22 protein-coding genes and 2 tRNA genes are annotated in these 24,730 nt (G+C 63.5%); 8 read left to right on the top strand and 16 right to left on the bottom strand.

Annotation, left to right across the window (positions count from 1 at the left end; all coding sequences use genetic code 11):
• Positions 1-76: 76 nt before the first annotated feature.
• From ACO055_RS05620 to ACO055_RS05595, 6 genes are all read right to left on the bottom strand, one after another.
• A complete protein-coding gene (locus tag ACO055_RS05620; protein ID WP_422061609.1) occupies positions 77-757 on the bottom strand; it encodes a glycosyltransferase in 681 nt (226 codons plus the stop codon).
• A 314-nt stretch (positions 758-1,071) separates the two neighbouring features.
• Positions 1,072-2,046 carry a glycosyltransferase gene (locus tag ACO055_RS05615; protein WP_422061608.1) on the bottom strand — a complete coding sequence of 325 codons (975 nt, stop codon included), beginning with the start codon at positions 2,044-2,046 and terminating at the stop codon, positions 1,072-1,074.
• Complete coding sequence (locus tag ACO055_RS05610; protein ID WP_422061607.1) at positions 2,039-3,424, bottom strand: oligosaccharide flippase family protein; 1,386 nt, start codon at positions 3,422-3,424, stop codon at positions 2,039-2,041. Before ACO055_RS05610 ends, ACO055_RS05615 begins: the two co-directional genes overlap by 8 nt.
• Entirely contained in the window at positions 3,421-4,797 is a 1,377-nt protein-coding gene (locus ACO055_RS05605; RefSeq protein ID WP_422061606.1) for an O-antigen ligase family protein, read from the bottom strand. The genes ACO055_RS05610 and ACO055_RS05605 overlap by 4 nt, the downstream gene beginning before the upstream one ends.
• A gap of 81 nt (positions 4,798-4,878) precedes the next feature.
• On the bottom strand, positions 4,879-6,213 hold the full coding sequence (locus ACO055_RS05600) for an exopolysaccharide biosynthesis polyprenyl glycosylphosphotransferase (RefSeq protein WP_422061605.1): 1,335 nt from the start codon (positions 6,211-6,213) through the stop codon (positions 4,879-4,881).
• A gap of 257 nt (positions 6,214-6,470) precedes the next feature.
• Complete coding sequence (locus ACO055_RS05595; RefSeq protein WP_422061604.1) at positions 6,471-6,719, bottom strand: XrtV sorting system accessory protein; 249 nt, start codon at positions 6,717-6,719, stop codon at positions 6,471-6,473.
• A gap of 416 nt (positions 6,720-7,135) precedes the next feature.
• On the opposite strand from ACO055_RS05595, the gene ACO055_RS05590 reads away from it, so the two are divergent.
• A complete protein-coding gene (locus ACO055_RS05590) occupies positions 7,136-7,309 on the top strand; it encodes a DUF1328 domain-containing protein (RefSeq protein ID WP_422061603.1) in 174 nt (57 codons plus the stop codon).
• 353 nt (positions 7,310-7,662) lie between these two features.
• Here the strand turns inward: ACO055_RS05590 and ACO055_RS05585 are convergent, their stop codons facing one another.
• The 4 genes from ACO055_RS05585 to ACO055_RS05570 all read right to left on the bottom strand — a co-directional run bounded on the left by ACO055_RS05585 (position 7,663) and on the right by ACO055_RS05570 (position 11,988).
• Positions 7,663-9,774: a prolyl oligopeptidase family serine peptidase gene (locus ACO055_RS05585; RefSeq protein WP_422061602.1), complete on the bottom strand. Its 2,112-nt coding sequence runs from the start codon at positions 9,772-9,774 to the stop codon at positions 7,663-7,665.
• Positions 9,775-9,866: 92 nt separating this feature from the next.
• Positions 9,867-10,289, bottom strand: a complete 423-nt coding sequence (locus ACO055_RS05580) for a DUF4112 domain-containing protein (protein WP_422061601.1) — start codon at positions 10,287-10,289, stop codon at positions 9,867-9,869.
• Between the two features lie 43 nt (positions 10,290-10,332).
• Positions 10,333-11,826 carry an ABC transporter substrate-binding protein gene (locus ACO055_RS05575; protein ID WP_422061600.1) on the bottom strand — a complete coding sequence of 498 codons (1,494 nt, stop codon included), beginning with the start codon at positions 11,824-11,826 and terminating at the stop codon, positions 10,333-10,335.
• Positions 11,827-11,902: 76 nt separating this feature from the next.
• Positions 11,903-11,988, bottom strand: a tRNA-Leu gene (locus tag ACO055_RS05570).
• A 91-nt stretch (positions 11,989-12,079) separates the two neighbouring features.
• Here ACO055_RS05570 and ACO055_RS05565 point away from each other — a divergent pair.
• Together ACO055_RS05565 and ACO055_RS05560 are read left to right on the top strand one after the other, a co-directional pair.
• Entirely contained in the window at positions 12,080-13,021 is a 942-nt protein-coding gene (locus tag ACO055_RS05565; protein WP_422061599.1) for an ABC transporter ATP-binding protein, read from the top strand.
• Positions 13,018-13,785: an ABC transporter permease gene (locus tag ACO055_RS05560; protein ID WP_422061598.1), complete on the top strand. Its 768-nt coding sequence runs from the start codon at positions 13,018-13,020 to the stop codon at positions 13,783-13,785. The genes ACO055_RS05565 and ACO055_RS05560 overlap by 4 nt, the downstream gene beginning before the upstream one ends.
• 20 nt (positions 13,786-13,805) lie before the next feature.
• Here ACO055_RS05560 and ACO055_RS05555 read toward each other — a convergent pair whose 3' ends face one another.
• Together ACO055_RS05555 and rpsA are read right to left on the bottom strand one after the other, a co-directional pair.
• Positions 13,806-14,084, bottom strand: a complete 279-nt coding sequence (locus ACO055_RS05555; RefSeq protein ID WP_422061597.1) for an integration host factor subunit beta — start codon at positions 14,082-14,084, stop codon at positions 13,806-13,808.
• A 208-nt stretch (positions 14,085-14,292) separates the two neighbouring features.
• A complete protein-coding gene (gene rpsA, locus ACO055_RS05550) occupies positions 14,293-16,011 on the bottom strand; it encodes a 30S ribosomal protein S1 (protein ID WP_422061596.1) in 1,719 nt (572 codons plus the stop codon).
• 421 nt (positions 16,012-16,432) lie between these two features.
• Between rpsA and ACO055_RS05545 the strand changes: the two genes are divergently transcribed.
• Positions 16,433-17,719, top strand: coding sequence for an adenylate/guanylate cyclase domain-containing protein (locus ACO055_RS05545; protein WP_422061595.1), 1,287 nt, complete (start codon positions 16,433-16,435; stop codon positions 17,717-17,719).
• Here the strand turns inward: ACO055_RS05545 and ACO055_RS05540 are convergent.
• Both ACO055_RS05540 and aroA read right to left on the bottom strand, forming a co-directional pair.
• A complete protein-coding gene (locus tag ACO055_RS05540; RefSeq protein WP_422061594.1) occupies positions 17,703-18,332 on the bottom strand; it encodes a (d)CMP kinase in 630 nt (209 codons plus the stop codon). The genes ACO055_RS05545 and ACO055_RS05540 overlap by 17 nt on opposite strands.
• On the bottom strand, positions 18,329-19,657 hold the full coding sequence (aroA, locus tag ACO055_RS05535; protein WP_422061593.1) for a 3-phosphoshikimate 1-carboxyvinyltransferase: 1,329 nt from the start codon (positions 19,655-19,657) through the stop codon (positions 18,329-18,331). The genes ACO055_RS05540 and aroA overlap by 4 nt, the downstream gene beginning before the upstream one ends.
• A 124-nt stretch (positions 19,658-19,781) precedes the next feature.
• Here aroA and ACO055_RS05530 point away from each other — a divergent pair, with 124 nt between their 5' ends.
• The 3 genes from ACO055_RS05530 to ACO055_RS05520 all read left to right on the top strand — a co-directional run bounded on the left by ACO055_RS05530 (position 19,782) and on the right by ACO055_RS05520 (position 21,578).
• A complete protein-coding gene (locus tag ACO055_RS05530) occupies positions 19,782-20,105 on the top strand; it encodes an FYDLN acid domain-containing protein (protein WP_422061592.1) in 324 nt (107 codons plus the stop codon).
• 120 nt (positions 20,106-20,225) lie between these two features.
• A tRNA-Ala gene (locus ACO055_RS05525) sits at positions 20,226-20,301 on the top strand.
• 194 nt (positions 20,302-20,495) lie between these two features.
• Positions 20,496-21,578, top strand: a complete 1,083-nt coding sequence (locus tag ACO055_RS05520) for an ADP-ribosylglycohydrolase family protein (protein ID WP_422061591.1) — start codon at positions 20,496-20,498, stop codon at positions 21,576-21,578.
• A gap of 61 nt (positions 21,579-21,639) precedes the next feature.
• Here the strand turns inward: ACO055_RS05520 and ACO055_RS05515 are convergent, their stop codons facing one another.
• Positions 21,640-22,839, bottom strand: coding sequence for a tannase/feruloyl esterase family alpha/beta hydrolase (locus tag ACO055_RS05515; protein WP_422061590.1), 1,200 nt, complete (start codon positions 22,837-22,839; stop codon positions 21,640-21,642).
• Positions 22,840-22,993: 154 nt separating this feature from the next.
• On the bottom strand, positions 22,994-23,752 hold the full coding sequence (locus tag ACO055_RS05510) for a phytanoyl-CoA dioxygenase family protein (RefSeq protein WP_422061589.1): 759 nt from the start codon (positions 23,750-23,752) through the stop codon (positions 22,994-22,996).
• A gap of 98 nt (positions 23,753-23,850) precedes the next feature.
• Between ACO055_RS05510 and ACO055_RS05505 the strand changes: the two genes are divergently transcribed.
• Positions 23,851-24,642, top strand: a complete 792-nt coding sequence (locus tag ACO055_RS05505; RefSeq protein ID WP_422061588.1) for a helix-turn-helix transcriptional regulator — start codon at positions 23,851-23,853, stop codon at positions 24,640-24,642.
• Positions 24,643-24,730 lie beyond the last annotated feature (88 nt).

The following is a 24,730-nucleotide window of genomic DNA, read 5'->3' as shown; positions in this document are numbered from 1 at the left end:
AAAAATCTATCTTGCGCTGCGTGCGCCTCCGGTCGGGCTACGCCCGACCTCCGCCGCACGCAGCGCAAGGCTCACCTCAACAAACCCCCATCATATCCGCAAGGGGGTCCTTCTTCGACGCCGATCGGGGGTCCCGTTTGAACGCCGTTTGACACACCACGGGCAGCCCCTCCATCAGGCTTGGCAGAACGAAGATATCGGCTTTGGCCATTTCGACCAGCGTTGCGCTTTCGGGAAGCGACCCGGCAAAGCGGATATGGTCCTCCAGCTTCTGCGACTTTGCATCAGCCCGGATCGCGTCCGCAGCAGGGCCGTCGCCGACGATCGTCAGCGAGAAATCGAGACCTTCCGCAGCAAGTCCCGCCAGAGCCGCGAACAAGCCCGGATAACCCTTTTCGGGCGATAGCCGACCGACGCAAATCAGCTGCGGCGGATCGCCCATTTTCGTTTGATGCGCCGCAGGCCGGTCGGGCACGGTCGACAGATCGATCCCGCAGCGGACGATATGCATCTTGGCCCATTGATCGTCCGCGACGAAGCGCATCGCCTGCGCACGCATGAAATAGGATGCGCACGCGACGAAAGTCGCGCGCTTCACCTTTTCGGCCAGGAGCGCCCCGGCCGGATAGTCGGTTTCCGAGATGCCGTGGACCGTCAGGCTCCATGGCAGTTCGGCGAAATGCGCCGCGAGCATGCCCACGGTTGCGCCGCTGTTCGCGAAATGATTGTGGAGGTGCCGCACGCCTTGCCGGTTCATCAGGCGCGCAAGAAGCAGGGCCTCCAGAAAGTGGAATTGCGACCAGACCAGCGCGCGAAGTCCGCCGACCCGATGTCGGAGGGCAAGCGCCCAGCAGGAGAAGAATCTGCGCGGGCGGGTCGCTAGTGCCCAAAACAATGCGGCGGGATAGTCCAGGACCGATCGTCCCAGAAGGCTCTCCGCTGTTTCTCGGTCTTGGCCGGGCTGGACGCTGAACGCGGCAATCGCGATTCCCAGCGAGCGAACGGCCGCTACCTCGCGACGGACAAATGTGTGCGAAGCGGCTCCATAGTCGCTGACAAGATAGGCGATGCTCATTTGTAGAAAATCGCGCCCTGTCGGCGCCCCGCGATCGATGCAAACTGGAAGCGCAGGATTCCCAGCATCTCGGCGAATTTTCCGAGCATCAGCAGCATGGCCTTTTTGGCTCCTTCACGGCGGGCGAGGCGCCCGAGTTGTGCGCTCCAGAGCAATGGCGCCACCAGAATCGCCAGCGGTCCGAAAGCCAGCGCGAGCAAGCCGGCAAGGCCGATGATCCCGACGGTCCATGAAAATGCGCTGATGATCTGCCGCCCATAGAGCACGTCGCCGCCGCTTCGTTTCGTTTTCCGCCACACCTGTGCGTAGCCGAAGCCGCTGCGAACAGCGCGCATCCACCATTGGCGCAAAAAATGCATATCGGCGTCGTGGATCGTCATCGGCGCGTCGAGCCGCCAGATGCGCCATCCACGCGCCCGCATCCGCTGGCAGAGTTCGGGCTCCTCGCCTGCAATCATGGCAGGATCATAGCCTTTCGCATCGACGAAAGCCGCGATCCGCATCATCGCGTCGCCGCCGCAGGCACGCGCTTCGCCTGTCGGCGTGTTCCACTCCTCGTCCGCCATGCCATTGTAAAAGCTTGCTTCGGGAAAGCGCTCGCGACGACGCCCGCACGTTGCCGCCACATCGGGTTCGCGCGCCAGAAAAAGCTCCGCCGTTTCCAGCCAGCCCGCTTCCAGTTCGCAATCGCCATCGACGAACTGGACATATTCGATATCGGGGTGCGCGGCGTAGAGCGCGTCAAAGCCTTCGTTGCGCGCGCGGGCAGCGGAAAAGGGCAAACGCATGTCGAGCGAAACGACGAGCGCCCCGACCGAGCTTGCGAAGGCAACGCTATCGTCGGTCGATGCGCTGTCGACATAGGCAACAGGGATGGCCGACGGGATCGAGCGGAGGCAGCGTTTCAGCCTTTCGCCTTCATTCCGTCCAATCGCGACGACGCCGAACCGAGACACCCCTTCGTCAGCCATGCACTTGCATACCCTCCCGGACCCAATCGCTGACCCCGCCGGTTAGGCCCAACAGGGACGTCGCTTCGCGAAACAGGAAGATCAGGGCAAAGAAAGCGAGAGTCAAAACCACATCGTGGCGAAGGAACTGCAACCCCGTCCTTCGTTTTCGCCAGGCGAGGACGGCATAGCGCGCGGCCTCGGCAATGACGAAGGCCAGCATGGCCGCGTTCAGGCCGAAACGCGGCAGCAGGATCGGAAGCGTGAAAGCGATCACGGCGAACTTGACGCCATTGCCAAAGGCGACGCCCGACGGCTTTCCGATCCCCATCATCATCGCTTCGGCCATCGCCGAAAGAATTGCGAACCAGGTGCCGACCAGAAGCACCGACAGGAAGAAGCCGGCGTCGTGGTAGCGCGCGTCGTAAACGAGATAGATGAATTGGTCCGCAAGCGCGACGCCCAGCGCGAGGCCGCAGGCGACGACGCCGAGCAGGGCCAGGCGCATCGGGGCGATTGCGACGCTGAGTTCGGCACCGCGCAATCCCGTTGCAGAAACCTTGGGAAAGATGAGGAAGTTTCCCAGGCGTTGGAAGAGTTCGGTCACCGCATCGGCAAAAGTCCGCGCAATCCCGTATATGCCCAGCAGCGCGAGCGGGATCACGTCCGCGAGGTACAGGCGGTCGAAATTCATCGCGAGAAAATAGACGATCGATGAAAGGAAGATCCATTTGCCGAAATGGATGATCGCGTGAACAGCTTCCTTTTCCCACCGCAGGCGGTGCATGCGCCAGTCGATCAGGAAAAAGCTCGCGATCGCCGGGACGGCCGTGCCGATCAGCAGCCCCCATATCAGCGCCCACACCGTCGGCATGAGAAAGGCGAGGAGAATCTGGGCGCTCGCCCCGAATACGGCCGATCCGAGGTCAAACAGCGCGAGCTTGCGTACCTCCATCCGCTTCTGGAGGAGAAAACGCGCCGGCGATGTCAATCCGGTGAAGATGAAGAGAGGCGCTACCGCCGGGAGCAATATGAGCAATTCCGGCTTGTCATAAGCATGGGCGATCGGAACGGTGAGCGCGAGAGCGACGAAGAAGAGCAGCGCGCCGCGCAGCAACTGGATCGTCCAGGCCGTATTGAAAAAGGCGGGATCCTCTCCCCGCCGGTTGTTGACGATGCTTTGGCCGATGCCGACGTCGGTCAGCAACTCGCCGCCGGTGCGCAGCGCATTGATCAGCAGCATCGTCCCAAGCAGCGCAGGAGCAAGCAGCCAGGCGAGAAGGATGCTCGAAAAAAGGCGAATGATCTGCTGGGCCGCGTAAGTCGCTGCAATCCAGCCTGCCGCGTTGGCATGGATTTGCCACGATCGCGGCGGCGTCAGAAATTTGCGTTTCGTCATGCGCGTGCCGATGGTCTGGTGCGCGTCACCCGAATGCTCTCGATGTCGGGCGGCGGAGTCGCGGCCTTTTTGCTCCGAAGCCGTGCCTGAGCCAACCGCTCGATACGCGCCTGCCTGATGCTTCCGGCGATGATCCCGAGTGATATGGCGAACACATATTGCGTATTATAAACGACGAAGATCCATTCCCAGAAACTGTGCAGCGCCGTCACGAAGACGGCAACGCTTGCGCCGAGGACGACGTCGCCCCTCGGGTCTTTGCGATTTGTGAACGCGAAGGCAAGACCGCGCAAAATCGTCCACACGAACAGCGTGACAAGCGTCAACAGGCCGATCCAGCCGGTCTCGGCTGCGACAAGCAGATAGATATTGTGGACATGCGCGGCGCGGCTGCTGGAATTCCAGACGACGCCGGCATTCTGCGAATAGCCTTTTGAATTGGCTATGACGACATACTGGTTTGCGCCCACACCCATCGGATGGTCTTTCCACATCGCGCTGGCTGCTCGCTCGAATGCCCCGCGTTCGTCGTAGGCGGGTTCCGCGGATGCAGCGGCTTGAAAGCGTTCGTCCAGGCTCGATACGGCGAGCGGCGCGGCGACCGCGAGCATCAACGCTCCCAGGCCGGCCATTTTCCATTTGTGCGGGGTCATTTGGCGCGCCATCGACAAAATGAACAGAAGAGCGATGCCGAGCGCGATAAAGCCAGCCGCGCCGCGCGAAGCGCCGAGCGCGACCGCAATGAGCGACGCCAGCACACCCAGCATGATGACTTTGCTCCGTTCTCCCGCCAGCAGCAGGGCGAGCAGCGGCAGCGTGACGAAATGCAGCATCAGGCCCAGAATATTCTGATGCGCCATGGTCCCCGTGGCCTGGATAGCGCCCGAAAAGCGCTGGTCGATCGTCACTACGCCCTGAAAAATGGCGCCCGCCGCAAGGCCGAAAGCCAGCCAACGCACCGCGCCGGGCTGTCCGGCCACCGAGGCGACCGCTACGAACACCAAAAGTATGCGAAGAAGTTGAAACGCATAGAAGCTCGAGCTCATCCACTGTTCGGAAAAGGCCATCGATAGCGTGACCGCCAGCATATAGGCGGTCAGCGGACCCAGCAGGGGCAGGTTTCGAAACGGCGCCCGCGCGACGAGAATCAATGCAATCGCAAGCGTGTCGAGGATCGAAACGATCAATCCGCGCGCAAAGCCGGGCCACGTCGCCCAGTTGATGAACGCGACGTCGAGATTGGCCCAGCTCATCGTGAAGGGCAAAATGCCGATCGCGAAATACGCCCATTTGCGCTGGCGCGGATAAGCGCGCACCCACCATATGAATATGGGTAGTGACAGCAGGATGAGGAGGATGCCGAGGAAACGCATGGTCGGTACTAGGCGGCGCGGCGGCGTTCATGCAGCATGCGCGATGCCGCGCCCACGCCGTCGATCACCACCGGTTCGCGCTCAATACGCATTTTTGTGAATGACGACCCGGGCAGTCTTGAGCATGATCATGATATCGCTCCAGAGCGACCAGTTGGAAAGATATTCGAGGTCGCAACGAACGCGAAGGTCAAGATCCTCCACCCGTTCGGTCGTGCCGCGAAATCCCCTTATCTGGGCAAGCCCGGTGATGCCAGGCTTTAGCGCATGACGCAGCCAATATTGGCGCGAAGCGTGCCAGAAAAGCTCGTCGCCTGCGGTCGATCCGAGCGCGTGGGGGCGCGGCCCGACCATGCTCATCTCGCCGCGCAGGACGTTGAGCAACTGCGGGAGTTCGTCGATGCTGGTCCGGCGGATCAGGCGACCGAAGCGCGTGATGCGATTGTCGTCGCGGCCGGTGGACGTCGTCCCGTCTTCGTCGCTGCGATCCTGCCGCATCGATCGGAACTTGAATATCCGGAACTGCCGGTTGCCTTGCCCGACCCGCCATTGGCGGAAGAATATGGGACCGGGCGTGTCGATCTTGATCATGACCGCCACGGCCAGCAGGACAGGGGACAGTAGAACGAGCGCCGCGGTTGCGGCCGTGAGGTCGAGCAGGCGCTTCTGCACCCGGTTCATCAGGTTGAGCGGGCCGCGCGACAGGACGATCGTGTCGCGGTGATCATATCGACCCAGCGCCACCGCGCCGTGTAGCAGGTCGCGATCGAGAAGGATTTCTCCACCGACGTCATGGCCCTTGAGGAACGTCGACCACTCGGGGCGATGCTCGAAGCGCGATGCGATGATGACGCGGTCGAACGGTGAGATCAGGCGCGAGAGGGCGTCGATCATGTCGGGCTGGTCGAGGTCGGGCCAGATGCCGAGTGCCTCGACGTCGACGACGATCGCGGATCCCTCGGGCTTGGCGCTCAGGCCGTCGAGGAGCAGGATCGTCGCGACCACCGCCTTGCCCAGCGTGACCTTCACGATCCATTCGAGAAGGAATTTCCCGAGAATGATGAAGCAGGCGCCGGCTCCGAATGTCACGGCCAGTCCCAGCCGCGAGATATCGTCGGCCTTGAACAGAAAGCCGAGCCCGATGATGACGATTGCCGTCGCGCCGAGCGCGCCGAGCGCGCGCTGCGTTCCGAGCACGCGGTTCTGAAGCGTTTCCGCATCCTGCGCTTCGCGCGCGATCTCGAACATCACGAATATGGGAAGCGCGATATAGATGATCGAATGGCCGCCGGCACTCAGCCATTGAGTGTCGCGCAGTTCGATCGCGCACAGATAGCCCAGAATCAGCGCGAACACGTCGAGCAGGAGCGACAGAATATACAGCATCGACCGCTTGTCGCGCGCCGACGACAGCATCCCCGCCTCCTGGCCTCGCGGCCGACTGGGCAATCCAGGGATGTTCAGGTCCCTCCCGATATCGATTTGCCGGCTGTCCATGCGCTTCTTCGTCAACCTGCTGGTGTTCGGCGACATGCGCCCAACCTCCCAATTTCTGCGACGTTCGGGGGGTGCTCGAATGATAGGGTGAAGCGGTGGGCCGTCAAGCTCGCATCGCCGCAAATGGCGCGTGCTTTACGCTGCGTCCCGTTATGGGAAGCTGGTGGCCATACAGGTTACCGTTGTTGGAAAGGGATCGGCACCTTGAGCACAGTGAAGATGTAAATGACGACACCGACGAACAAAATTGCCGCGAAAAGATCATATCCCTCGTTGCCGAGATAATTGACGACCGCGCATCCGACCGCAGGCGGACCGTAATGCCAGAGCTTGTCGCGCGGAGTTTCTTCGCTGGACCGTTGCAGAAGCAATGTCGCGAGGCCGGAAAACGCAATGACCGTAATCCAATCCCAAATCGTTTCCACTCTCGTCCCTCCCAAGCGTGCCTCGTCGGACTGCCGGCCTCGACAGACCCCGACCTTTACAACGTCCTAGCAGGGCGCGGCGGAGTTCGATAGCCGACATCTTGCTCAAAACGCCCCGAGACGGGACTCCGGTTTTCGGGGCGGTTTCGCGGGGCCGGATGATCGTCTGATATCGATCGTGCAGATCCGTTCCGTCGCGGTTTCCATGGTATCATCCATCATGAACCGGGCCGCGTCGCGCGCGCTCGATCAACCCTGTCTCAATGCCGTCGGTCATCGCGCAGCAGAGGTCAGGAACCTTCGCCTCGCAACAGCGTTAACAGCGCATCTACGCAAGACTTTTCACCGGCGGTTCGCCGCTCCACCGGAGCATTTGTTCGGGAGGGTGAAGTCGCGCGTCCAGGAGGAGACTGACTATGTTTAAATGGGCTATTATCTTTGCGGTCGTCGCACTTGTCGCGGCGGTTCTCGGTTTCGGCGGTGTCGCCGGTCTTTCCGCCGACTTCGCAAAAATTCTCTTGGTTATCGGCGTTGTGCTCTTTGTCGTCGCGTTCCTGTTTGGCAGGGGCGGGCGCACCACGCTGCCGTAAATCGGACGGGCAGAAATCTGCCGTTTAACGAACAACGACGCCGGCGGCTTCTTTTCGAGGCCGCCGGCGTTACACGTTGATCGGACGGATCGCTCTTGCGCGCGGCGTCGCTCGCGCGCATATCATGGCTATCGTCAACAAGCGAAAGGAGGTGGTCCGATGTCTCATTGTCCAATGCCGCACGCGGCAAATCAGGTGAACATGGCCTCTTTCGCGGGGGCCGCGCTCTCCTGAGCTAACCCGCGTCAGCCACGACAATGGAGGGGCCGCCCGCGAGGGCGGCCCTTTTCATTTTGACGGCAATGGGCGACGGGGCTGATCATCGGCCGCGCCGCCATCGATACGTCCTGGCCCTAGTCTTTCTCGACCAGTTCGCGCAGCAGGAAGGCGTGCAGCATCGCGGCGCGCACAGCGTCTTCGGCATGGTCGGCGCCGACCGAGTGGCCGCCTTCCAGATATTCGTGATAATAGACGCTGTTGCCATATTCGGCGAGGCGCGCTGCGAATTTGCGGGCGTGGCCGGGATGGACGCGGTCGTCCTTGGTCGACAGATAAAGGAAGATCGGCGGATATTTCACACCCTTGCGGATGTTTTGATAGGGCGAATATTTCGACAGGAACGCCCAGTCGTCGGGATTGTCGGGATCGCCATATTCGGCGACCCACGATGCGCCCGCGAGCAGCTTGTTATAGCGGCGCATGTCCTTGAGCGGTGAGCCAGAGATCACCGCGCCATAGAGGTCGGGACGCTGCTCCATCGCTGCTCCGACAAGGACGCCGCCGTTCGAACGACCCGAGATCGCTATCTTGCCTTTGCGGCTCACGCCGGTCGCGACAAGATCTTCGGCGACGGCATGGAGGTCGTCGAAGCTGTTCTGCCGCTTTTCGCGCAGCGCCGCCTGGTGCCAGGCTGGCCCATATTCGCCGCCGCCGCGGATGTTGGCGAGGACATAGGCGTTGCGATCCTCGACCCAGAACAGGCCGAGCGGGCCGGCGCGATAGGGTTGGCCGGTGAGATAGCCCGGCGTCTGCGCGGCGCGGAAACCGCCATAGGCATGGACCAGCGCCGGGACGGGACCCGCGGCGCCCGTCTTGCGGACCAGGAAATAAGGGATTTTCGTTCCGTCCTTCGACGTCGCAAAGCGTTTTTCGACGGTCATGTCCTTCGCGTCGAAGGTCGCGGGCAGGCTTTGGATGGTCTGCGGAGCGCCGGCTTCGCCGACAGCGTAAAGCGTGGGCGGCATCAGCATCGTCTCGGCGGTCACGAACGCCAGGTCGCGGTCATCGACGGTGCCTGCGATAGCCATCGTCGCATTGGCCGTGACGGGGACTTCCTTCTGGCTCCAGCGGCCATGGGGCTGGTCGCGGCGAAGCGCGAACAGCTTGCCTTCGACATCGTCGAGCGCCTTGACCCACAGGACATTCTTGCTCGCGGCGACATTTTCGATCGCCTGCGATTTTGTCGGGGTCATCACGGGGACGAAGGGCACCTGGTCGCCGCGCGCCATCGTGTCGAGCGGCAAAGCAAGGAGCGATCCTGCGGGGAAGTCGGCGAAGGCTTCGTTGAGGAAAATGATGGCCTGACCGTCGATCACCGCGCGCAGATCCGCCGTGTCGGGAATGATGCTGCTGTTGTAATCGCCGTCGGCGGGGTGGGGGAGATAGACGTCGCTGGTGTAGAAAGTCTTGTTCCGGCTGATCATCGGCCATCGCTTGTCGCCATCCATGAACGCGAAAACGCCCATCCCGACGTCGCCGGCTTCGCCCTCGATGAGTGTTGCGGCGGCGGAGAGCGGCGTACCGCGCTTCCAGCGCTTGACGATGCGCGGATATCCCGACGCGGTCATGCTGCCGGCGCCATAGTCGGTCGCGACGAGAAGCGCGTCGGCATTCTCCCAGGTGACGCTGCTCTTCGCCTGCGGCAGTGCGAAGCCGTCCTTGACGAAGCTCTTGGTCGGGCGATCCCATTCGCGGACGATGTCGGCGTCGGTGCCGCCGGGGCTGACCGAGATGAGGCAGCGTCTATAGTCGGGGGCGAGGCAGTCGGCGCCGTGCCAGACCCAGCTCTGTTTCTCCGCCTTGCCGAGCGCGTCGACGTCGATCAGCGTTGTCCAGACAGGCTTGCCGGCCAGATAGGCGTCCAGCGGGCTTTGCCGCCAGATACCGCGCGGATTGGCGGCGTCGCGCCAGAAATTGGTGATGGTATCGCCCATCACCTCGCCGGGGTCGGCGATCTGACGATTGTCGTCGAGAATTTCCTTGGCGCGCAGGCGGTCTTTCTCGAATCCCGGACGATTGCGGATCAGCTTGTCGGTCGCCGCATTTTCCTTTTTGACCCAGTCGAGCGCCTTCTTGCCCTCGATATCCTCCAGCCAGAGATAAGGGTCCTTGGCGTCCTGGGCCGCCGCGGCGACGGCCGCGAAAGAACAGCTGAGAGCAAGCGCGGCGAGTGTGGCGCGGATCATGTTCGGAAATTCTCCCCTGGGGTGTCGTGCGGCTGTGCGAGAGCCATGACCCTAACATCGCGGGACACCCAAGGGGAAGGGGGAGGGCGCCCCTATTGGTCGATGATGATCGTGCCCGGATGGTGCTTGTCGAGGTGCCTCTTGATGATCTTCAGATTGCGGCTGTTCGAACGGAACAGAAAGTCGAAGGCGTCGCCGGCAATCGGGATCGCGCCGAGCGCCGTATCGACGCCCAGATTACCGATCATGCGCCAGATATGCCATTTCGACATGCCCAGATTGCGCGCTTCCCAGATGATATAGGCGCCCATCGTCGCCGTGATCACATCGCCGACGACGGGCACCAGGCCGACGATCGCATCAAGGCCGATCGGGCGGTTGATGCCGGGAATCACGAAGCTGCGCTCGAGCAGCATTTCGAGCGTCTCGACGCGCTTGCGGAGCGAGGCCGGGTCGCGGCGATTCTGGATCAGCGCGTCGAAGATCGCGTCGGGATTCGGGCTCGAAGGGGCCATCTGGGTCCTTTCACACAGCGCCCGGAAGTTGAGCGCCGCTGTATTAGTTAGGTAAGGCAATCAATCTATTCAATGGGTGCGTGGCGCGGACGTTCGGACGCAGCCCGGTCAGGCGCTGCGAAGCGACGGACCAGCGCAACGGATAGGCAAGCGGAATGAAGGGGGTATAGCGCGCGAGCACGGTCTCGGCCTCTCCGACCTGATGCGCCCGCTGGCCGGCATCGATATTGATCGTCGTCGCGTCGATAAGCTCCTGCGCTTCGCGATTGCAGAGCGTGTCACGCTGGCACGAGAGGCGGCGCAGCGCCCAAAGCGCGTCGTCGTTTGGCGCCACCTCGTCGATCAGGCGGAGGTCGGCAGCCGAGGCCATGGTGACGCGGCGACTTCCGATGCCGAGCCGGGCAAAGTCGGCAGCGACATAAGCGAAAAGGATGCGGCCGCCGGGCGTCGACGGCACTGCGATCCGCAGCGGTGCGATCTCGCGGCCGCTGGCTCGATATGCATCCACGACGCGCTTCGCCTGGACGAGGCGCGATTCATCGTCGAAATCGGCCCACGCGGGCAGCAATGGCTCGGGTCCGCCGTCGCGGCGATATACCGACGGGCGCAGCGCCGTCTGCGGTTGCCATTCGGTCAGCCCGAAGGCGTCGATCAGGCGCTGGCGCCGGATCGCCCGCGACAGCGCGTCGCGGTTGGCGTCGGTTGCGAGAAAGCCCTCGGCGCGCGTGAAGGCAAGGCCGAAAAGCCCCGGCGCCGGATCGACGACAAGGCGTGAGCGGCCGATGTTCGAGGAAATGAAATAGGGCAGCGTCGAAAAGCGCCCGCCGACGACGCCGTCGGCATAGCCGTTCTTGAACCGGGCCAGCGCGCCTTGCGGCGTGGTGCCGGTCAGCTCGATCGATGCGGACGGGTCGTTCGCCGCGGCCTCGGCCGCGGCGGCGTCTTCGGCAAGCGGATCGGGGACGGGCGACAAGAGCACGGCGCGGCCGATCCGTTTCGCGCGCATCGGCCCCCAACCCATGCCCTTGTAAACCACCGCCATCGAAGGCTGCGCAAGCAGCTCGAGCATATTCGGCTGGGGTACCGAGAGGCGGATTTCGATGACGCTGTCGGTCATCGCCTTGATCGTCTGGATCTCCGGAAAATTGCTCTTGAGGACATGCTGGCTCGCCGGCGCGAGATAGGCGCGCAGCACGGCGGCGACATCTTCGGCGTTCACCTTGCGACCGCTGGCCCATTTCGCCTCGCGGATGCGGAAGACATAGCTGCGCCCGTCGGCGGTCACGGTCCAGCGCTCGGCGAGCCCCGTATCGATCTGCCCTTCGCCGTCGAAGCTGACGAGCCCTTGCGCCGAAAGATCGAGCAACGCGGCGTTGCCCGCCGACAATTCGCCGTTCAATGGCGTTGCCCCGGTGCTCAGCGCACCGATCGCGGCGACCCTGACCGGCCCGCGCGAACCGAAAAGGCCGCAGCTTGCCAGCACGAGCGCGGCGGAGGCGGTGAGACACACGGCGGCGGCAGGACGAAGGAGGCGCATCGCGGCGCATCCTAGGACGCCGACGCAAGCAAGGCCATGCTCTTGTGCGTCTTTGGTCGCGGTACCGGAAAATGGATGGTGCGGACGCCGGGACTTGAACCCGGATATCCAGAGGATGGCAGATTTTAAGTCTGCTGCGTCTACCGATTTCGCCACGTCCGCACAGATGGTGTCGGTCAAGCCGATGGGTCCGTGGAGGTCAAGCGCTGTTTGGCGCTTCACCCGGCGCGATGGCTCGGCTAGACGCGGGGGCATGACTGCAGTCCTCGAAATTTCCGGCCTCGGAAAGACGTACAAGAGCGGGCACCAAGCGCTGAGCGGTGTCGATCTGACCATCAACAAGGGCGAGATTTTTGCGCTGCTCGGGCCGAACGGGGCGGGCAAGACGACGCTGATCAGCATCGTCTGCGGGATCGTGACGCCGAGCGCAGGCACCGTGGTCGTCGGCGGACACGACCATCGGCAGGGCTATCGCGCTGCGCGCTCGATGATCGGGCTGGTGCCGCAGGAACTGCACACCGACGCGTTCGAAAAGGTGATCACGACGGTGACCTTCTCGCGCGGGCTGTTCGGCAAGCCCAGGAACCCGGCGTTCATCGAGCAACTGCTCAAGGATCTGTCGCTCTGGGACAAGCGCAATTCGAAGATCATGGAGTTGTCGGGCGGGATGAAGCGCCGGGTGATGATCGCCAAGGCGCTGAGCCACGAGCCCGAAATCCTGTTTCTCGACGAACCGACCGCGGGGGTCGATGTCGAGCTGCGCCGCGATATGTGGAACATGGTCCGCGGGCTGCGCGAGCGCGGCGTCACGATCATCCTCACCACCCATTATATCGAGGAGGCCGAGGAAATGGCCGACCGGGTGGGGGTGATCAGCAAGGGCAAGCTGATCCTGGTCGAAAACAAGGACGCGCTGATCAAGAAGCTGGGGCGCAAGACGCTGACGCTCAATCTCGCCGAGCCGCTGACGACGGTGCCCGAGGAACTGGCGCAGTGGAAGCTGCAACTGGCGGGCGAGGGGTATGAGCTGGTCTATGAATTCGACAGCCAGGCCGAGGCAACGGGCGTGCCGTCGCTGCTGCGGCGGATGACCGACATCGGGGTCCAGTTCAAGGATTTGCACACGCAGCAAAGCTCGCTCGAGGATATTTTCGTCGGGCTGGTGCACGAAACCAGGTCGGAGCAGGCGGCATGATCCAGAATTTCCGCGGCATCCGGTCGATCTATCTGTTCGAAATGGCGCGCTTCGGGCGCACCTTCTGGACCAGCCTGATGCTGCCGGTGATCACGACGACGCTCTATTTCGTCGTCTTCGGCTCGGCGATCGGCAGCCGGATGAGCGACGTCAGCACCGTCCCCTATGGCGCCTTCATCGTTCCCGGGCTGATGATGCTGACGATGTTCACCGAAAGCATCAGCAACGCGAGCTTCGGCATCTATATGCCCAAATGGACGGGGACCATCTACGAGATGCTGTCGTCGCCGATGTCGCCGCTGGAATTGCTGATCGCCTATGTCGGCGCCGCGGCGACGAAATCGGTGATCATTGGAGCAATCATCTTCGCCACAGCCCACCTCTTCGTCGATGTGCAGATCGTCCATCCGATCCTGATGGTCGCGTTCATGATCCTGATGGCGGTGACTTTTTGCCTGTTCGGTTTTATCATCGGCATCTGGGCGCAAAGTTTTGAGCAGCTGCAGGTCATCCCGCTGCTCGTCGTCTATCCGCTGACCTTTCTCGGCGGCGCCTTCTATTCGCTCGACATGCTGCCCGCGGCGTGGCGCACGGTCACCCTGTTCAATCCGGTCGTCTATCTGATCAGCGGCTTTCGCTGGACCTTCTTCGGGCAGGGCGATGTCGGCATTGAAGTCAGCATGGGCGCAGTAACGCTGTTCCTGGCGCTGTGCCTGGCGGTGATCTTCTGGATGTTCCGGACCGGTTACAGGCTCAAGAATTGAGCGCGTAGCCGGACGCGCGATCAGTCGTTCAGACGCTCGCGCATTTCCTTGCCGGGTTTGAAATAGGGTACTTTTTTCGCATTCACTGCGACCGGCGTGCCGGTGCGCGGGTTGCGACCGGTGCGCGACTCGCGTGCGCGGGTGGAGAAAGCTCCGAAGCCGCGCAATTCAACGCGTCCCCCCGCCGCCAACTGGTCCACGATCGAGTCGAAAAACGCATCGACGATTCGCTCGACCTCTTCAACACGCAAATCGCTGTTTTCACTTGCGATTTTTTGCACCAGTTCCGACCGGATCATGTGCTTCCCCTAATATAGTCACGCGCATCCCGCGGGATGCAGGCCATCCGGTCTTTGCCGGTTCGGTGTGCGTGAGGACCCCTCCCGACGCGGGGGGAAGACTAACATGAATCAGTGTTCGGTCAAAATATATCACCGAAAGAAAAAGGCCCGCAGAGGGACACTCTGCAGGCCTTTTCTGTTGCCTTGCGGCGAAGGGCTGAAATTATCAGTCCTTCTTGCCGGCCTTCAGCGCTTCGCCGAGAATGTCGCCAAGCGACGCACCCGAGTCCGACGAGCCATATTGTGCGACGGCTTCCTTCTCTTCGGCGATCTGCATCGCCTTGACCGAGAAGCTGGGCTTCTTCGAACGGTCGAAGCCGATGACCATCGCGTCGAACTTCTGCCCAACCTGATAACGCTCGGCGCGCTGTTCGTCGCGGTCGCGGCCAAGGTCGGCGCGCTTGATGAAGCCGGTGGCACCATCTTCGCCGGCCTGGACTTCGAGGCCGTTGTCACGAACTTCGAGGACCGAGACGGTGACGACGTCGTTCTTCTTCAGCGAACCCGTGCCCGCAGCGGCGCTACCGCCACCCACGGCCGGAGCACCCTTTTCAAGCTGCTTGATGCCCAGGCTGATGCGTTCCTTCTCGACGTCGACGTCGAGAACGACGACCTGCACGGCCTCGCCCTTGCGGTGAAGGTGCAGCGCTTCTTCGCCCGAGATGCCCCACGCGATGTCCGACATGTGAACCATGCCGTCGACGTCGCCCGGCAGGCCAACGAACAGACCGAATTCGGTCGCGTTCTTGACTTCGCCTTCGACGACCGAGCCGACCGGATGCGTTTCGGCAAATGCGCCCCACGGATTCGACTGGGCCTGCTTGAGGCCGAGCGAGATGCGGCGCTTGTCGCTGTCGACTTCGAGGACGATGACGTCGACTTCCTGGCTGGTCGAGACGATCTTGCCGGGGTGAACGTTCTTCTTGACCCACGACATTTCGCTGACGTGGACCAGGCCTTCGATGCCGGCTTCGAGTTCGACGAACGCACCATAGTCGGTGATGTTCGTGACCGTACCCGACAGCTTCGCACCGACGGGATACTTGGCGGCGACGCCTTCCCACGGATCGCTTTCGAGCTGCTTCATGCCGAGGCTGATGCGCTGCGTGTCGCGGTTGATGCGGATGATCTGGACGCGGACGGTGTCACCGATGTTGATGACTTCGCTCGGGTGGTTGACGCGCTTGTAGCTCATGTCGGTGACATGAAGCAGGCCGTCGATGCCGCCGAGGTCGACGAACGCACCATAGTCGGTGATGTTCTTGACGGCGCCTTCGATGATCTGGCCTTCCTCGAGGTTGAGGATCAGGCCCGAGCGCTGTTCGGCGCGCGTTTCTTCGAGGATGGCGCGGCGCGACACGACGATATTGCCGCGGCGACGATCCATCTTCAGGATCTGGAAGGGCTGCGGAAGGTCCATCAGCGGGCCGACGTCGCGCACGGGGCGGATGTCGACCTGCGAACCCGGAAGGAACGCCACGGCGCCGCCGAGGTCGACGGTGAAGCCGCCCTTGACGCGGCCGAAGATGACGCCTTCGACGCGCGCTTCCTTGTTGAATTCTTCTTCCAGGCGGTCCCAGGCGGCTTCGCGGCGAGCGCGGTCGCGGGACAACATGGTTTCGCCATTGGCGTTTTCGACGCGGTCGACATAGACTTCGACTTCGTCGCCGACATTGATGTCGGCTTTCTGGCCCGGCATGGCGAATTCGCGAAGCGGCACGCGGCCTTCGCTCTTCAGGCCAATGTCGATTACTGCCAGGTCGTTTTCGATCGCGGTAACGGTGCCCTTGACGACGCGGCCTTCAAAGCCGCCGTCGGCACCACCAAGCGATTCATCGAGCATCGCGGCGAAATCGTCGCGCGTCGGGAAAGCCGTAGTGGCCATGGATGGTATTCCTTACTTCATTTGTTCCGGCCAAGCGGTTGGTTCCGCTGGTCTTGTGGCCGATTCCGCCACGCTCGCCGGATGCGATGCGCAGCACCCTTCGAACCTTCGTGGACGGGGCAGGGCAAAGCAAAAAGGGCGCGACAGGTGCGCCCTGTCACGCCCGACGCTCGTATTGGGAGCGGCGGTTTGTCCGTGCCTCGACCGGCCAAAAGCCCGTCGGACGGGGCGCCTATATGGCCGAGGGCGCGGATTAGCAAGGAAAAGCTTGCCCGCATCGTCACCCGGGCTTGCTCCGGGGGAGCGCCGCGACGATTCCTGAATCGACCCCGGATCACGCCCGGCGTGGCGAAGGGATTGGGTAAACCGCATCGTAAGACCTTGCTTATAGATTCTCCCAGGCAATCGAGAGGGGTCTCACATGCAAGGGGCGGTTCACGGCAAATTCGCCGATCCGGCGGTCGAAGCGCGTTTTCAGGAAACGGCGCGCTCGCTGCGGCTGCCTTTCGTGCGCATTTACGGCGTGCTCTTCATGCTTGTCGCCCTTGCTTACACCGTCGCCAATCCGCTGCTTGTCAATCCGGTCGATACCGCGAAGCTCGCCGTGCTGTTCGGCAGCGTGCTGGCGCTCGCTGGAGCCTACATCGGGACGACCTTTTGGCGCGGCTATGTGGTGCGGCCCGGGATCGATTTCGCCGCGCTGCTCGGGATCGTCTTCCTTGTCGGGCACATCAACCTGATCCTGTTCGACGAGCTGATCGACATGCAGGAGGAAATGCACGCGGTCGGCGTGATCAATCGCCTGTCGGTCAGTGCGTTCGCGGCCGTCGCGCTTGCGGGCCGGCCGCGGCTGTTCCTGCTCTGGCTGGGGCTCGACCTGACGGTTTTCCTGTCGACGGTGCTGCCTGTGCAGAGCCACGGCGCTGGGCTTTGGTACGGGCTGCTCAGTTATCTCAGCGGTGCCACGATCATGGTGGCGATCAATTTCGCGATCGACCGGTCAAGCCGCGGGTCCTTCGCTCTCGCCGAAGCGCTGGAGGCCGAGCGCAAGAAGAACGAGGATCTCGTCTATAATATGCTGCCGCAAGCCGCGGTTGAAAAGATCCGCGACGGACGGATGGTCGCCGATTCCTACGCGGACGCCAGCGTGATCTTCATCGATATGGCCGGGTTCACCAAGCTGACCAAACGCGTGTCGCCGGGGCATCTCGTCGAAGTGCTCAATGCCTTTTTCAATCATGCCGACCGCTGTGCCGCGCAGCATGGGGTGGAAAAGGTCAAGACGATCGGCGATGCCTATCTCGCCATCGCCGGCTGCAATGCGACCCGCGGCAATAGCGCTGACGCAGCGATCGCCTTTGCGCGCGACGTACTCGCCGGGGTAGAGGAATTACAGCGTGTCGCGGGCACCGACGTCGGGCTTCGCGTCGGCATCCACAGTGGGCCGGTCGTCGGCGGCGTCATCGGCGCGACGCGGATGGCCTATGACTATTGGGGCGAAACGGTGAATATGGCGGCGCGCCTCGAAGGCACGGCGCCGGTCAACGGTATGGCGATTTCGGAAAGCACCTGGCTCCGCGCCAAGGACCGTGCCGCTTTCGGTCCGCCGCATAACGAGTTATTGAAGGGCGTCGGGGAGACGTGCGTCTATCACGCTCAGCCGGTGCCGGTGCGCAGTCCGTTGCCCGATATCAGCTGGGTCGCCTGATCTGCTGCTCGACGAAGGCGATCGCGGCGGCAATCGCGGCGGCAATATCCATACCGCTATTATCGAGCAGCAACGCGTCGTCGGCGCGGAGTAGCGGCGCGTCGGCACGGCCGGTATCGCGCGCGTCGCGGCCATGGATATCGGCAAGCACGGTGTCATAGGTCACCGCAACGCCGCGGCCGAGCATTTCGGCATGGCGGCGGCGCGCGCGTTCGTCGGCGCTCGCCGTGACGAACAGCTTGGCATCGGCATGCGGTGCGATGACCGTGCCGATGTCGCGTCCGTCGAGCACCGCGCCGCCCGGCTGGTTCGCAAAATCGACCTGGCGCTGGAACAGCGCTTTGCGAACCGCGGGGTGAACCGACACGCGGCTGGCGAGGCTGCCGGTGCTTTCGTAACGGAGTGCGGGGTCGTCCAGCAGGGTATCGGGGAAATCGCATGCGGCCAGCGCGTCTGCAGCTTCGTCAGGGTCGCCATGGGTCAGCTGCGTCTGATAGCCGACCGCGCGATACAGCAAGCCGGTGTCGAGGACAGGCAGCCCGAAATGGTCGGCGAGCGCGCGCGCAATGGTACCCTTGCCCGATGCAGTCGGGCCATCGACGGCGATGATCATTGCTGGAGCCCGGCGAGCAACGCTTCGAAATTGGGGAAACTTGTCGCCACGGGGGCGATGTCGTCGACTGTGATGGGCGCCTTGCTGACGAGCCCGGCGATCGCGAAGCTCATGCAGATACGGTGATCGAGATGGCCGGCAATCGTGGCGCCACCGGGAAGCGGGTCGCCGCCGGTGCCATCGATGACAAGGCCGCCCTCGCTTTCCTCGACGCGCGCGCCGATCGCTTTGAGGCCGGTTGCCATGACCGCAAGCCGATCGCTTTCCTTGACGCGCAATTCGTCGAGGCCGGTGGTCGTCGTGCGGCCTTGCGCCAGCGCGGCGGCGATGAACAGGATCGGGAATTCGTCGACCATGCTGGGCACCACGGCGGGATCGACCGCGATACCCCTTAGCGTGCTGTGGCGAACGCGGAGGTCGGCGACGGGCTCGCCTCCGACGTCGCGGGAGTCCAGCAGTTCGATATCGCCGCCCATCTGGCGCAGCACCTCGACCAAGCCGGCGCGCGTGGGGTTGAGGCCGACATTGGCGATGGTGACGTCCGAACCGGGGACGATCAGCGCCGCGACGATGAAAAAGGCCGCCGATGAAGGGTCGCCGGGCACGACGATGGTCTGGGGCCGCAGTTCGCTCTCGCCGCGGATGCGGATGTGGCGCACGCCATCGGTGCCCAATTCGACGGTCAGGTCGGCGCCGAAGCCGCGCAGCATGCGCTCGCTATGATCACGGGTGGGCACCGGCTCGATGACCTCGGTGATGCCCGGTGTATTGAGCCCTGCGAGCAGCACGGCGCTTTTCACTTGCGCCGATGCCATCGGCAGGCGGTAGGCGAGCGGGATCGCCGGTGCGATGCCGCGCACCATCAGCGGCAGGCGGCCGCCCGGTGACGCGCCGATATCGGCGCCCATCTGCGACAGCGGATCGATGACGCGGCCCATCGGGCGGCCCGACAGGCTGGCATCGCCGATAAAGGTCGCGGTGATCGGATGGCTCGCGACCAGGCCCATCAGCAGGCGTGTCGAGGTGCCGCTGTTCCCCATGTCGAGCGCTTCGCGTGGCTGGAGCAACCCGCCGACGCCGACGCCGTCGATCACCCACTGGCCGTCGGGCTGGCGGACGATCGAGGCGCCCATCGCGCGCATCGCGGCCGCAGTGGCGAGCACGTCATGCCCTTCGAGCAGGCCGGTGACGCGGCTTGTGCCCACCGCGAGTGCCGACAGCATCAGCGAACGATGCGAGATGCTCTTGTCGCCCGGAATCGCGATCCTACCTTTAAGCGGAACGGACGCGGAAAAGCGGCGTGGGGTGGCGGTCTGGTCTGTCATTGCGTGCGGCTTTTGACAGCGCCCTTACAATCTGGCAAGGCGCACGCCGATTTGACGGATGCTTGTCCAGCACCCGGCGCTCTCCAGAAATTTTGTTCTGTTTCCAGAAGGTTACGAGGCTTATATGGTAAAGGCTGAATGGGGCACGAAACGCAGTTGCCCGAAATGTGCCACGCGATTCTATGATTTGACCAAGGATGACCCGGTCAGCTGCATCAACTGCGGCTATGCCTGGCTGCCGGAATCAGTGCTGAAATCGAAGCAGCCGATGCCGTTCGAGCAGATCGAAAAGCCCGGCAAGGTCGTCAAGGAAGAGAGCGTCGACGAGGATCTGGATCTGGACGTCGATGTCGATGAGGACAGCGATTCACCCGACAATGACGTCGACCTCGGCGGCGACGACGATCTGGGCGTTGCCACGGGCGACGACAGCGACGAAGAAGTCTGACGATTATCGCAAGGGGCCAAATAAGCATCGGATGATGCATTTGGCCCCTTGCATATAAGACGCGCGCTGGTAAAGGCGGCGTCCCGGTCGCACCACCCAGGGCGACCCTCGAAATGGCACGGGGCCTTAGCTCAGCTGGGAGAGCGCCTGCATGGCATGCAGGAGGTCAGCGGTTCGATCCCGCTAGGCTCCACCATTTCCAACCCAAGCTCAAACAGCAGGGATACTCCCCTCAAGGGACAGCCGAACGCCGACGTCGTTCGTCCTCAACGTCACCGACCCGGCCTGCCAGTTCATGCTGTGCAAATTCGCGCAACACACAGTTCCGCAATGCGGAGCTTGGATGCGCTTTGCGCCGCCCTCACAACGTGAAAAAACGGGGAGGAAGATATGGCCGGAACGCTGTTCGACAAGGTATATGGTTGCCTGATCGGCGGAGCCATCGGAGACGCGATGGGCGCGCCGGCAGAGGACTGGCACTATACCGACATACGCCCGACATTCGGCCAGATCCGGACTTTTCTGCCGCAACCGGCACGATCGCGCGACGGGGCGCCCGGGCAAATCACCGATGACACCTCGCTTCGCCACTATATGTGCCTGGCGATCATCCGAAAGGGCGGCCGCATCACGCCCGACGATTATGCCAGGGTCTGGCTGTCCGATCTCAACCCGCTGCGCCTGTTTTTCACCGAACGGATCGTCGTCGAGAAGCTGAAGCTGGGTATGAACCCATGGGAGACCGGCCGCGGTCAACCGCTCGCCGATGCCGCGATCATGGCCGTGGCGCCGGTCGGCATCATCAATGCCGGCAATCCGTCGCAAGCCTTCCAGGATGCGTTCAACCTGTCGTCGATCCATCAGGACGGCGTCGAACGCGACGCGGCCGCGACCACTGCGGCGGGATTTGCAGCGGCGTTCGAGCCCGATGCCACCGTTTCGTCGGTGCTCGATGCCATGGTCGATTGCAGCAGCTTCGACACGCGGCGGCTCGTCACGATCGGGCGCGACCTGGCGGCCGAAACCGGCGACGTCGACCGTTTCACCGAGCAATTTTATCTCCGCTATCTCGATCGGTCGTTCCCGCGCCCGCCGGCGTGGGTGTGGGACAAGGATCGCACCGTCAGTCCGACGAGCCGTGAGGTTTTGCCGATCGTGGCCGGTCTGTTCCAGCTCTGCGGCGGACAGCCCGAAGCCTGTATTTCGGCGGGGGCAAGCTTTGGCCGCGATGCCGACACGATCGCGACCGTGCTCGGCGGGCTGAGCGGTGCGCTGTTCGGCGCCTCGTCGATACCCGCCGACTGGATCGAGCAGTCCGAGGCGGCAAATCTGGACTTCTTTCGCGAGGTATCGCCAGATGAAGACAGCAATTTCCGGTCGACCGCTGCGGCAATGGTCGGCGCGCTCAAGGCCGAACGCGACGCGGTTGCCAGGCGCGTCGCGTGGCTCGATGCGCTGGTTGCCGACGTTTGACGCCGACGCGGGCGTTCGATGTTGTCGTCCTGGGATGTCTCTACATCCCTTTCGCCTTCGATCACCGTGCCGGCGCGACGGGGTGCAGGCGAGTGTGCGATAAGCCGTCGCGGCTTTCGAGGGTGCGCGGCGGCCGGCCGTCCTCCACCCAACGCTCGAGCGCCAGTCGGACGTCATAGGCGGGCTGCGCGACGCGGGCTGGCGCGTCGATCGACTGACCGAAGCTCACCGCGCCCGTGCCGCCCTGACAGTGCAGCATGCCGGGCACCATGAACAGGCGATAGAAATCTGCGGTCCTTCCCGGTTCCGTCGAGAGCTGCTCGACCGACCGATACCATTGCAGGCCCAATTCCGGCGCGATGACCGCATCGGCCCAGCCGAAATAGGACAGGATCTTGCCGCCGCGTGCACGGTAGGCTTGTAGCTCATCGGGGCGCACGTCCAGATTGGCCGACAGCGTCGCCGCGTCATGCCGGGCGAAGAAATATTGCTGCGCCTGGTCGGCGAAGCGCAACTGCGACGGCGTCGCCGGATCCGGGTTGACGACCCAACGCTGCCAATCGGCCATGTCCATGGCGGCGGGCGCATAGCCGGCGCCGATGATGGCCTGCAGGCTGGCCCGTTGCGCGGCCGAGAGGCACGATGCCTCGGCAGCGTGCCGGCACATCAGCCGGTCCCAGTCGGGGCGGCAGGCATCGGGGCGCTGTGCGATCCCGTTTCGAACCGATCGCGCCGGGCAGGCGGCGATCGCGGTGCGCCGTATCAGGTCGAGTTGCGGTTTGCCGAGCCAGGCGCCGGGCGCGCGGACGGCCCGTTGCACCTGCTCGAAGCGTTGCAGTTGGACGGTCCAGGGATTGGCGGGCGCACCTGCGATGACGCCGTCCCAATCCGCGGGCCATCGCGCCGCTGCCATCAACGCCATGCGGCCGCCGTTCGAGCAGCCCATGAAATAACGGTGCGCGGGTTTGCGGCCATAATAGGCGAAGCTGATCGCCTGCGCGGCGTCGCGCGTCGCCTTGATCGAGCGCCAGCCATAATCGGCGAGCGCTACGGGATTGCCGCTTGCCCAGCTTGCGTCGAAGCCCGTGCCGTGATGCCCCGTATCGGTGGCCGCGATCGCGTCTCCGCGGCGAGCGCCCTCGTCGAGCGTCGGGAGATGGATGGCGCCCCCGAAGCCGCCATTGCCGATCTGGTAATAGCGTCCACTCCAGCGGTCGGGGGCGGGGAGGTAGACGGTGAAACCGATGGCCGAACCCGGCACCGGATGCGCCGAGCCGCTGACCTTGCAGATGCCATCCGACAGCAGCGCGCTGTCGACGACAGCCTTGTCGAGGGTCAGCTTCTCCAGCCTGGCGCAGGGATCATCCGCCGCGGGACTGCCGAGCGACAGGAAGATCGGCAGCCAGGCGATCGCGTCAGGCAGCTTGCTCGTCTTCCCATGCGAATTTGAACGCGCCCGCGGTCGGGTCGATCCCCGCGAGCATCATACCCTGGCCACGCGAGCTATGGCGGTCGTTCAGCGGCACGTCGGCGGGATCGCGAAGCTGGATCAGCAAGGTCGTGCGCGGTTCGTCCGACGTGTTGAGGCCCGACCCATGCACGGTCAGATAATGGAAGAACAGCGCGTCGCCCGCTTTCGCCGGAAGCGGGGTGGCCCTCTCGATCGGATAGATTTCGGTCGAGGCATGATGGTCGGCGCCCTCGGCGGGGAGCGGGCCCAGCTTGTGCGTGCCGGGATAGACGCGCAGGCATCCCTTTTCCTCGGGCGCATCGTCGAAATGCACGATCACCGCGATCATGGAATGGTCGCGATGCGGAAAATAGGGATAATCCTGATGCATCGGAAAGGGCGATCCCTTTTCGGGCGGCTTGATGAACATCTTGTTGTGGTGCAGCTGGACATTCGGGCCGATGATGTCTTGCGCGACGTCGGTCAGCCGGGGATCGGTGAGCAGCCGTGTCACCATCGCCGAGCGGAAATGGACGTCGTGGCAATGGGTGATCGTCGTCCCGCTGCCGCGCACGCTGTCCCACGTGGCATCGCTGTTGCCCTCATTCTCGGCGATGCGGTGCATTTCCGCGCGGAAGGCTGCGGCCTCGTCGGTGCTGAACAGGCCGGGGACGAGGACATAGCCTTGCTCGTCATAGAATTTTTTCTGTTCTTCGCTCAGCATCGCCGTCCTGCCTCATGTGTCTCGATATTGCGGATGGTGCCGCTTCCCGGTGATTGCGGCAATTGGCATGGGTCCGCTCCTGTGGTAAAAAATCGAATATGGAAAAGCTGATCCTGTCGGTGGAAGACCTGCCGCGCCTTGCGGTTGCGGGGCAGTTCTTGCTGGCGGATACGGGCTTTTCGACGATCCACCGGGGGCGCACCCATGCGCTGCACCTCCATGGCTATACCGGTGAGATGGAACTGGCGGGGACACGTATCCCCATCATGCCGGGCGACATCACGCTGAGCCCGGCAGGCCTGCCGTCGAGTTACGATCTTGCAGGGCCTGGAACGCATTGGTGCATCCACATCGAAGCGGGCGAGAGCAAGGGCGTGCGCGTGCCGGTGGCGCTGCATCTTCCTGGCTGCGCGGCGCTACGCGAACGCTTTGCGCATGTGAGCGGGCTGTTCGCCACCGCGAGCGATCCGATTGCGCATATCGCGGCGCGGCTCGCGGCGCAGGAATTGCTTCTGGTCCTCGCCCGCCGTACCGACCCGCTCCCCGAAGACGATGCGGCGGCGCGGGCGGCGGAGTTTATCGACAGCCATTTCCATCAGTCCATCGGCGTCAGCGACATCGCTGCCGCGGCGCAGCGCTCGCCCGCCTATCTGGCGCGAGTCTTTCGCAGCCGCTTCGGCACCACGGTACCGCACCGCTTGCTGCAGCGCCGGGCCGAGCATGCGCGCTTCCTGCTCGAATCGACCGACCTGCCAATCTGGCGCGTCGCCGAGCGCTGCGGCGTCGCCGACGCGCAGCGCTTCAACAAGATGGTACGCAGCCTGCTCGGCGCCAGCCCGAGCGCGGTGCGGGCGCGGGTGAGGGGACCGGTCGTCGATCCCGACCGGTGATTTGGTGCGCACGACGCCACGAAGCCACAAGGATCCCCGCTAATCCGTTTGCCCTGAGCTTGTCGGAGGGCCGTTCGTCCCTCGTTCA

The organism is Sphingopyxis sp. (assembly GCF_965227415.1).
GTDB lineage: Bacteria > Pseudomonadota > Alphaproteobacteria > Sphingomonadales > Sphingomonadaceae > Sphingopyxis.
This window is presented reverse-complemented; position numbering and strand designations above follow the sequence as displayed.

Coding starts and splice junctions, on each gene's coding strand:
- ACO055_RS05615 (WP_422061608.1), bottom strand. CDS start 2,046: ATGGCTGACGAAGGGGTGTCTCGGTTCGGCGTCGTCGCGATTGGACGG.
- aroA (WP_422061593.1), bottom strand. CDS start 19,657: ATGACAGACCAGACCGCCACCCCACGCCGCTTTTCCGCGTCCGTTCCG.
- ACO055_RS05555 (WP_422061597.1), bottom strand. CDS start 14,084: ATGATCCGGTCGGAACTGGTGCAAAAAATCGCAAGTGAAAACAGCGAT.
- ACO055_RS05510 (WP_422061589.1), bottom strand. CDS start 23,752: ATGCTGAGCGAAGAACAGAAAAAATTCTATGACGAGCAAGGCTATGTC.
- ACO055_RS05575 (WP_422061600.1), bottom strand. CDS start 11,826: ATGCGCCTCCTTCGTCCTGCCGCCGCCGTGTGTCTCACCGCCTCCGCC.
- ACO055_RS05505 (WP_422061588.1), top strand. CDS start 23,851: ATGGAAAAGCTGATCCTGTCGGTGGAAGACCTGCCGCGCCTTGCGGTT.
- ACO055_RS05565 (WP_422061599.1), top strand. CDS start 12,080: ATGACTGCAGTCCTCGAAATTTCCGGCCTCGGAAAGACGTACAAGAGC.
- ACO055_RS05560 (WP_422061598.1), top strand. CDS start 13,018: ATGATCCAGAATTTCCGCGGCATCCGGTCGATCTATCTGTTCGAAATG.
- ACO055_RS05540 (WP_422061594.1), bottom strand. CDS start 18,332: ATGATCATCGCCGTCGATGGCCCGACTGCATCGGGCAAGGGTACCATT.
- ACO055_RS05585 (WP_422061602.1), bottom strand. CDS start 9,774: ATGATCCGCGCCACACTCGCCGCGCTTGCTCTCAGCTGTTCTTTCGCG.
- ACO055_RS05600 (WP_422061605.1), bottom strand. CDS start 6,213: ATGCTGTCGTCGGCGCGCGACAAGCGGTCGATGCTGTATATTCTGTCG.
- ACO055_RS05610 (WP_422061607.1), bottom strand. CDS start 3,424: ATGACGAAACGCAAATTTCTGACGCCGCCGCGATCGTGGCAAATCCAT.
- ACO055_RS05590 (WP_422061603.1), top strand. CDS start 7,136: ATGTTTAAATGGGCTATTATCTTTGCGGTCGTCGCACTTGTCGCGGCG.
- ACO055_RS05605 (WP_422061606.1), bottom strand. CDS start 4,797: ATGCGTTTCCTCGGCATCCTCCTCATCCTGCTGTCACTACCCATATTC.
- ACO055_RS05620 (WP_422061609.1), bottom strand. CDS start 757: ATGAACCGGCAAGGCGTGCGGCACCTCCACAATCATTTCGCGAACAGC.
- ACO055_RS05520 (WP_422061591.1), top strand. CDS start 20,496: ATGGCCGGAACGCTGTTCGACAAGGTATATGGTTGCCTGATCGGCGGA.
- ACO055_RS05580 (WP_422061601.1), bottom strand. CDS start 10,289: ATGGCCCCTTCGAGCCCGAATCCCGACGCGATCTTCGACGCGCTGATC.
- rpsA (WP_422061596.1), bottom strand. CDS start 16,011: ATGGCCACTACGGCTTTCCCGACGCGCGACGATTTCGCCGCGATGCTC.
- ACO055_RS05530 (WP_422061592.1), top strand. CDS start 19,782: ATGGTAAAGGCTGAATGGGGCACGAAACGCAGTTGCCCGAAATGTGCC.
- ACO055_RS05545 (WP_422061595.1), top strand. CDS start 16,433: ATGCAAGGGGCGGTTCACGGCAAATTCGCCGATCCGGCGGTCGAAGCG.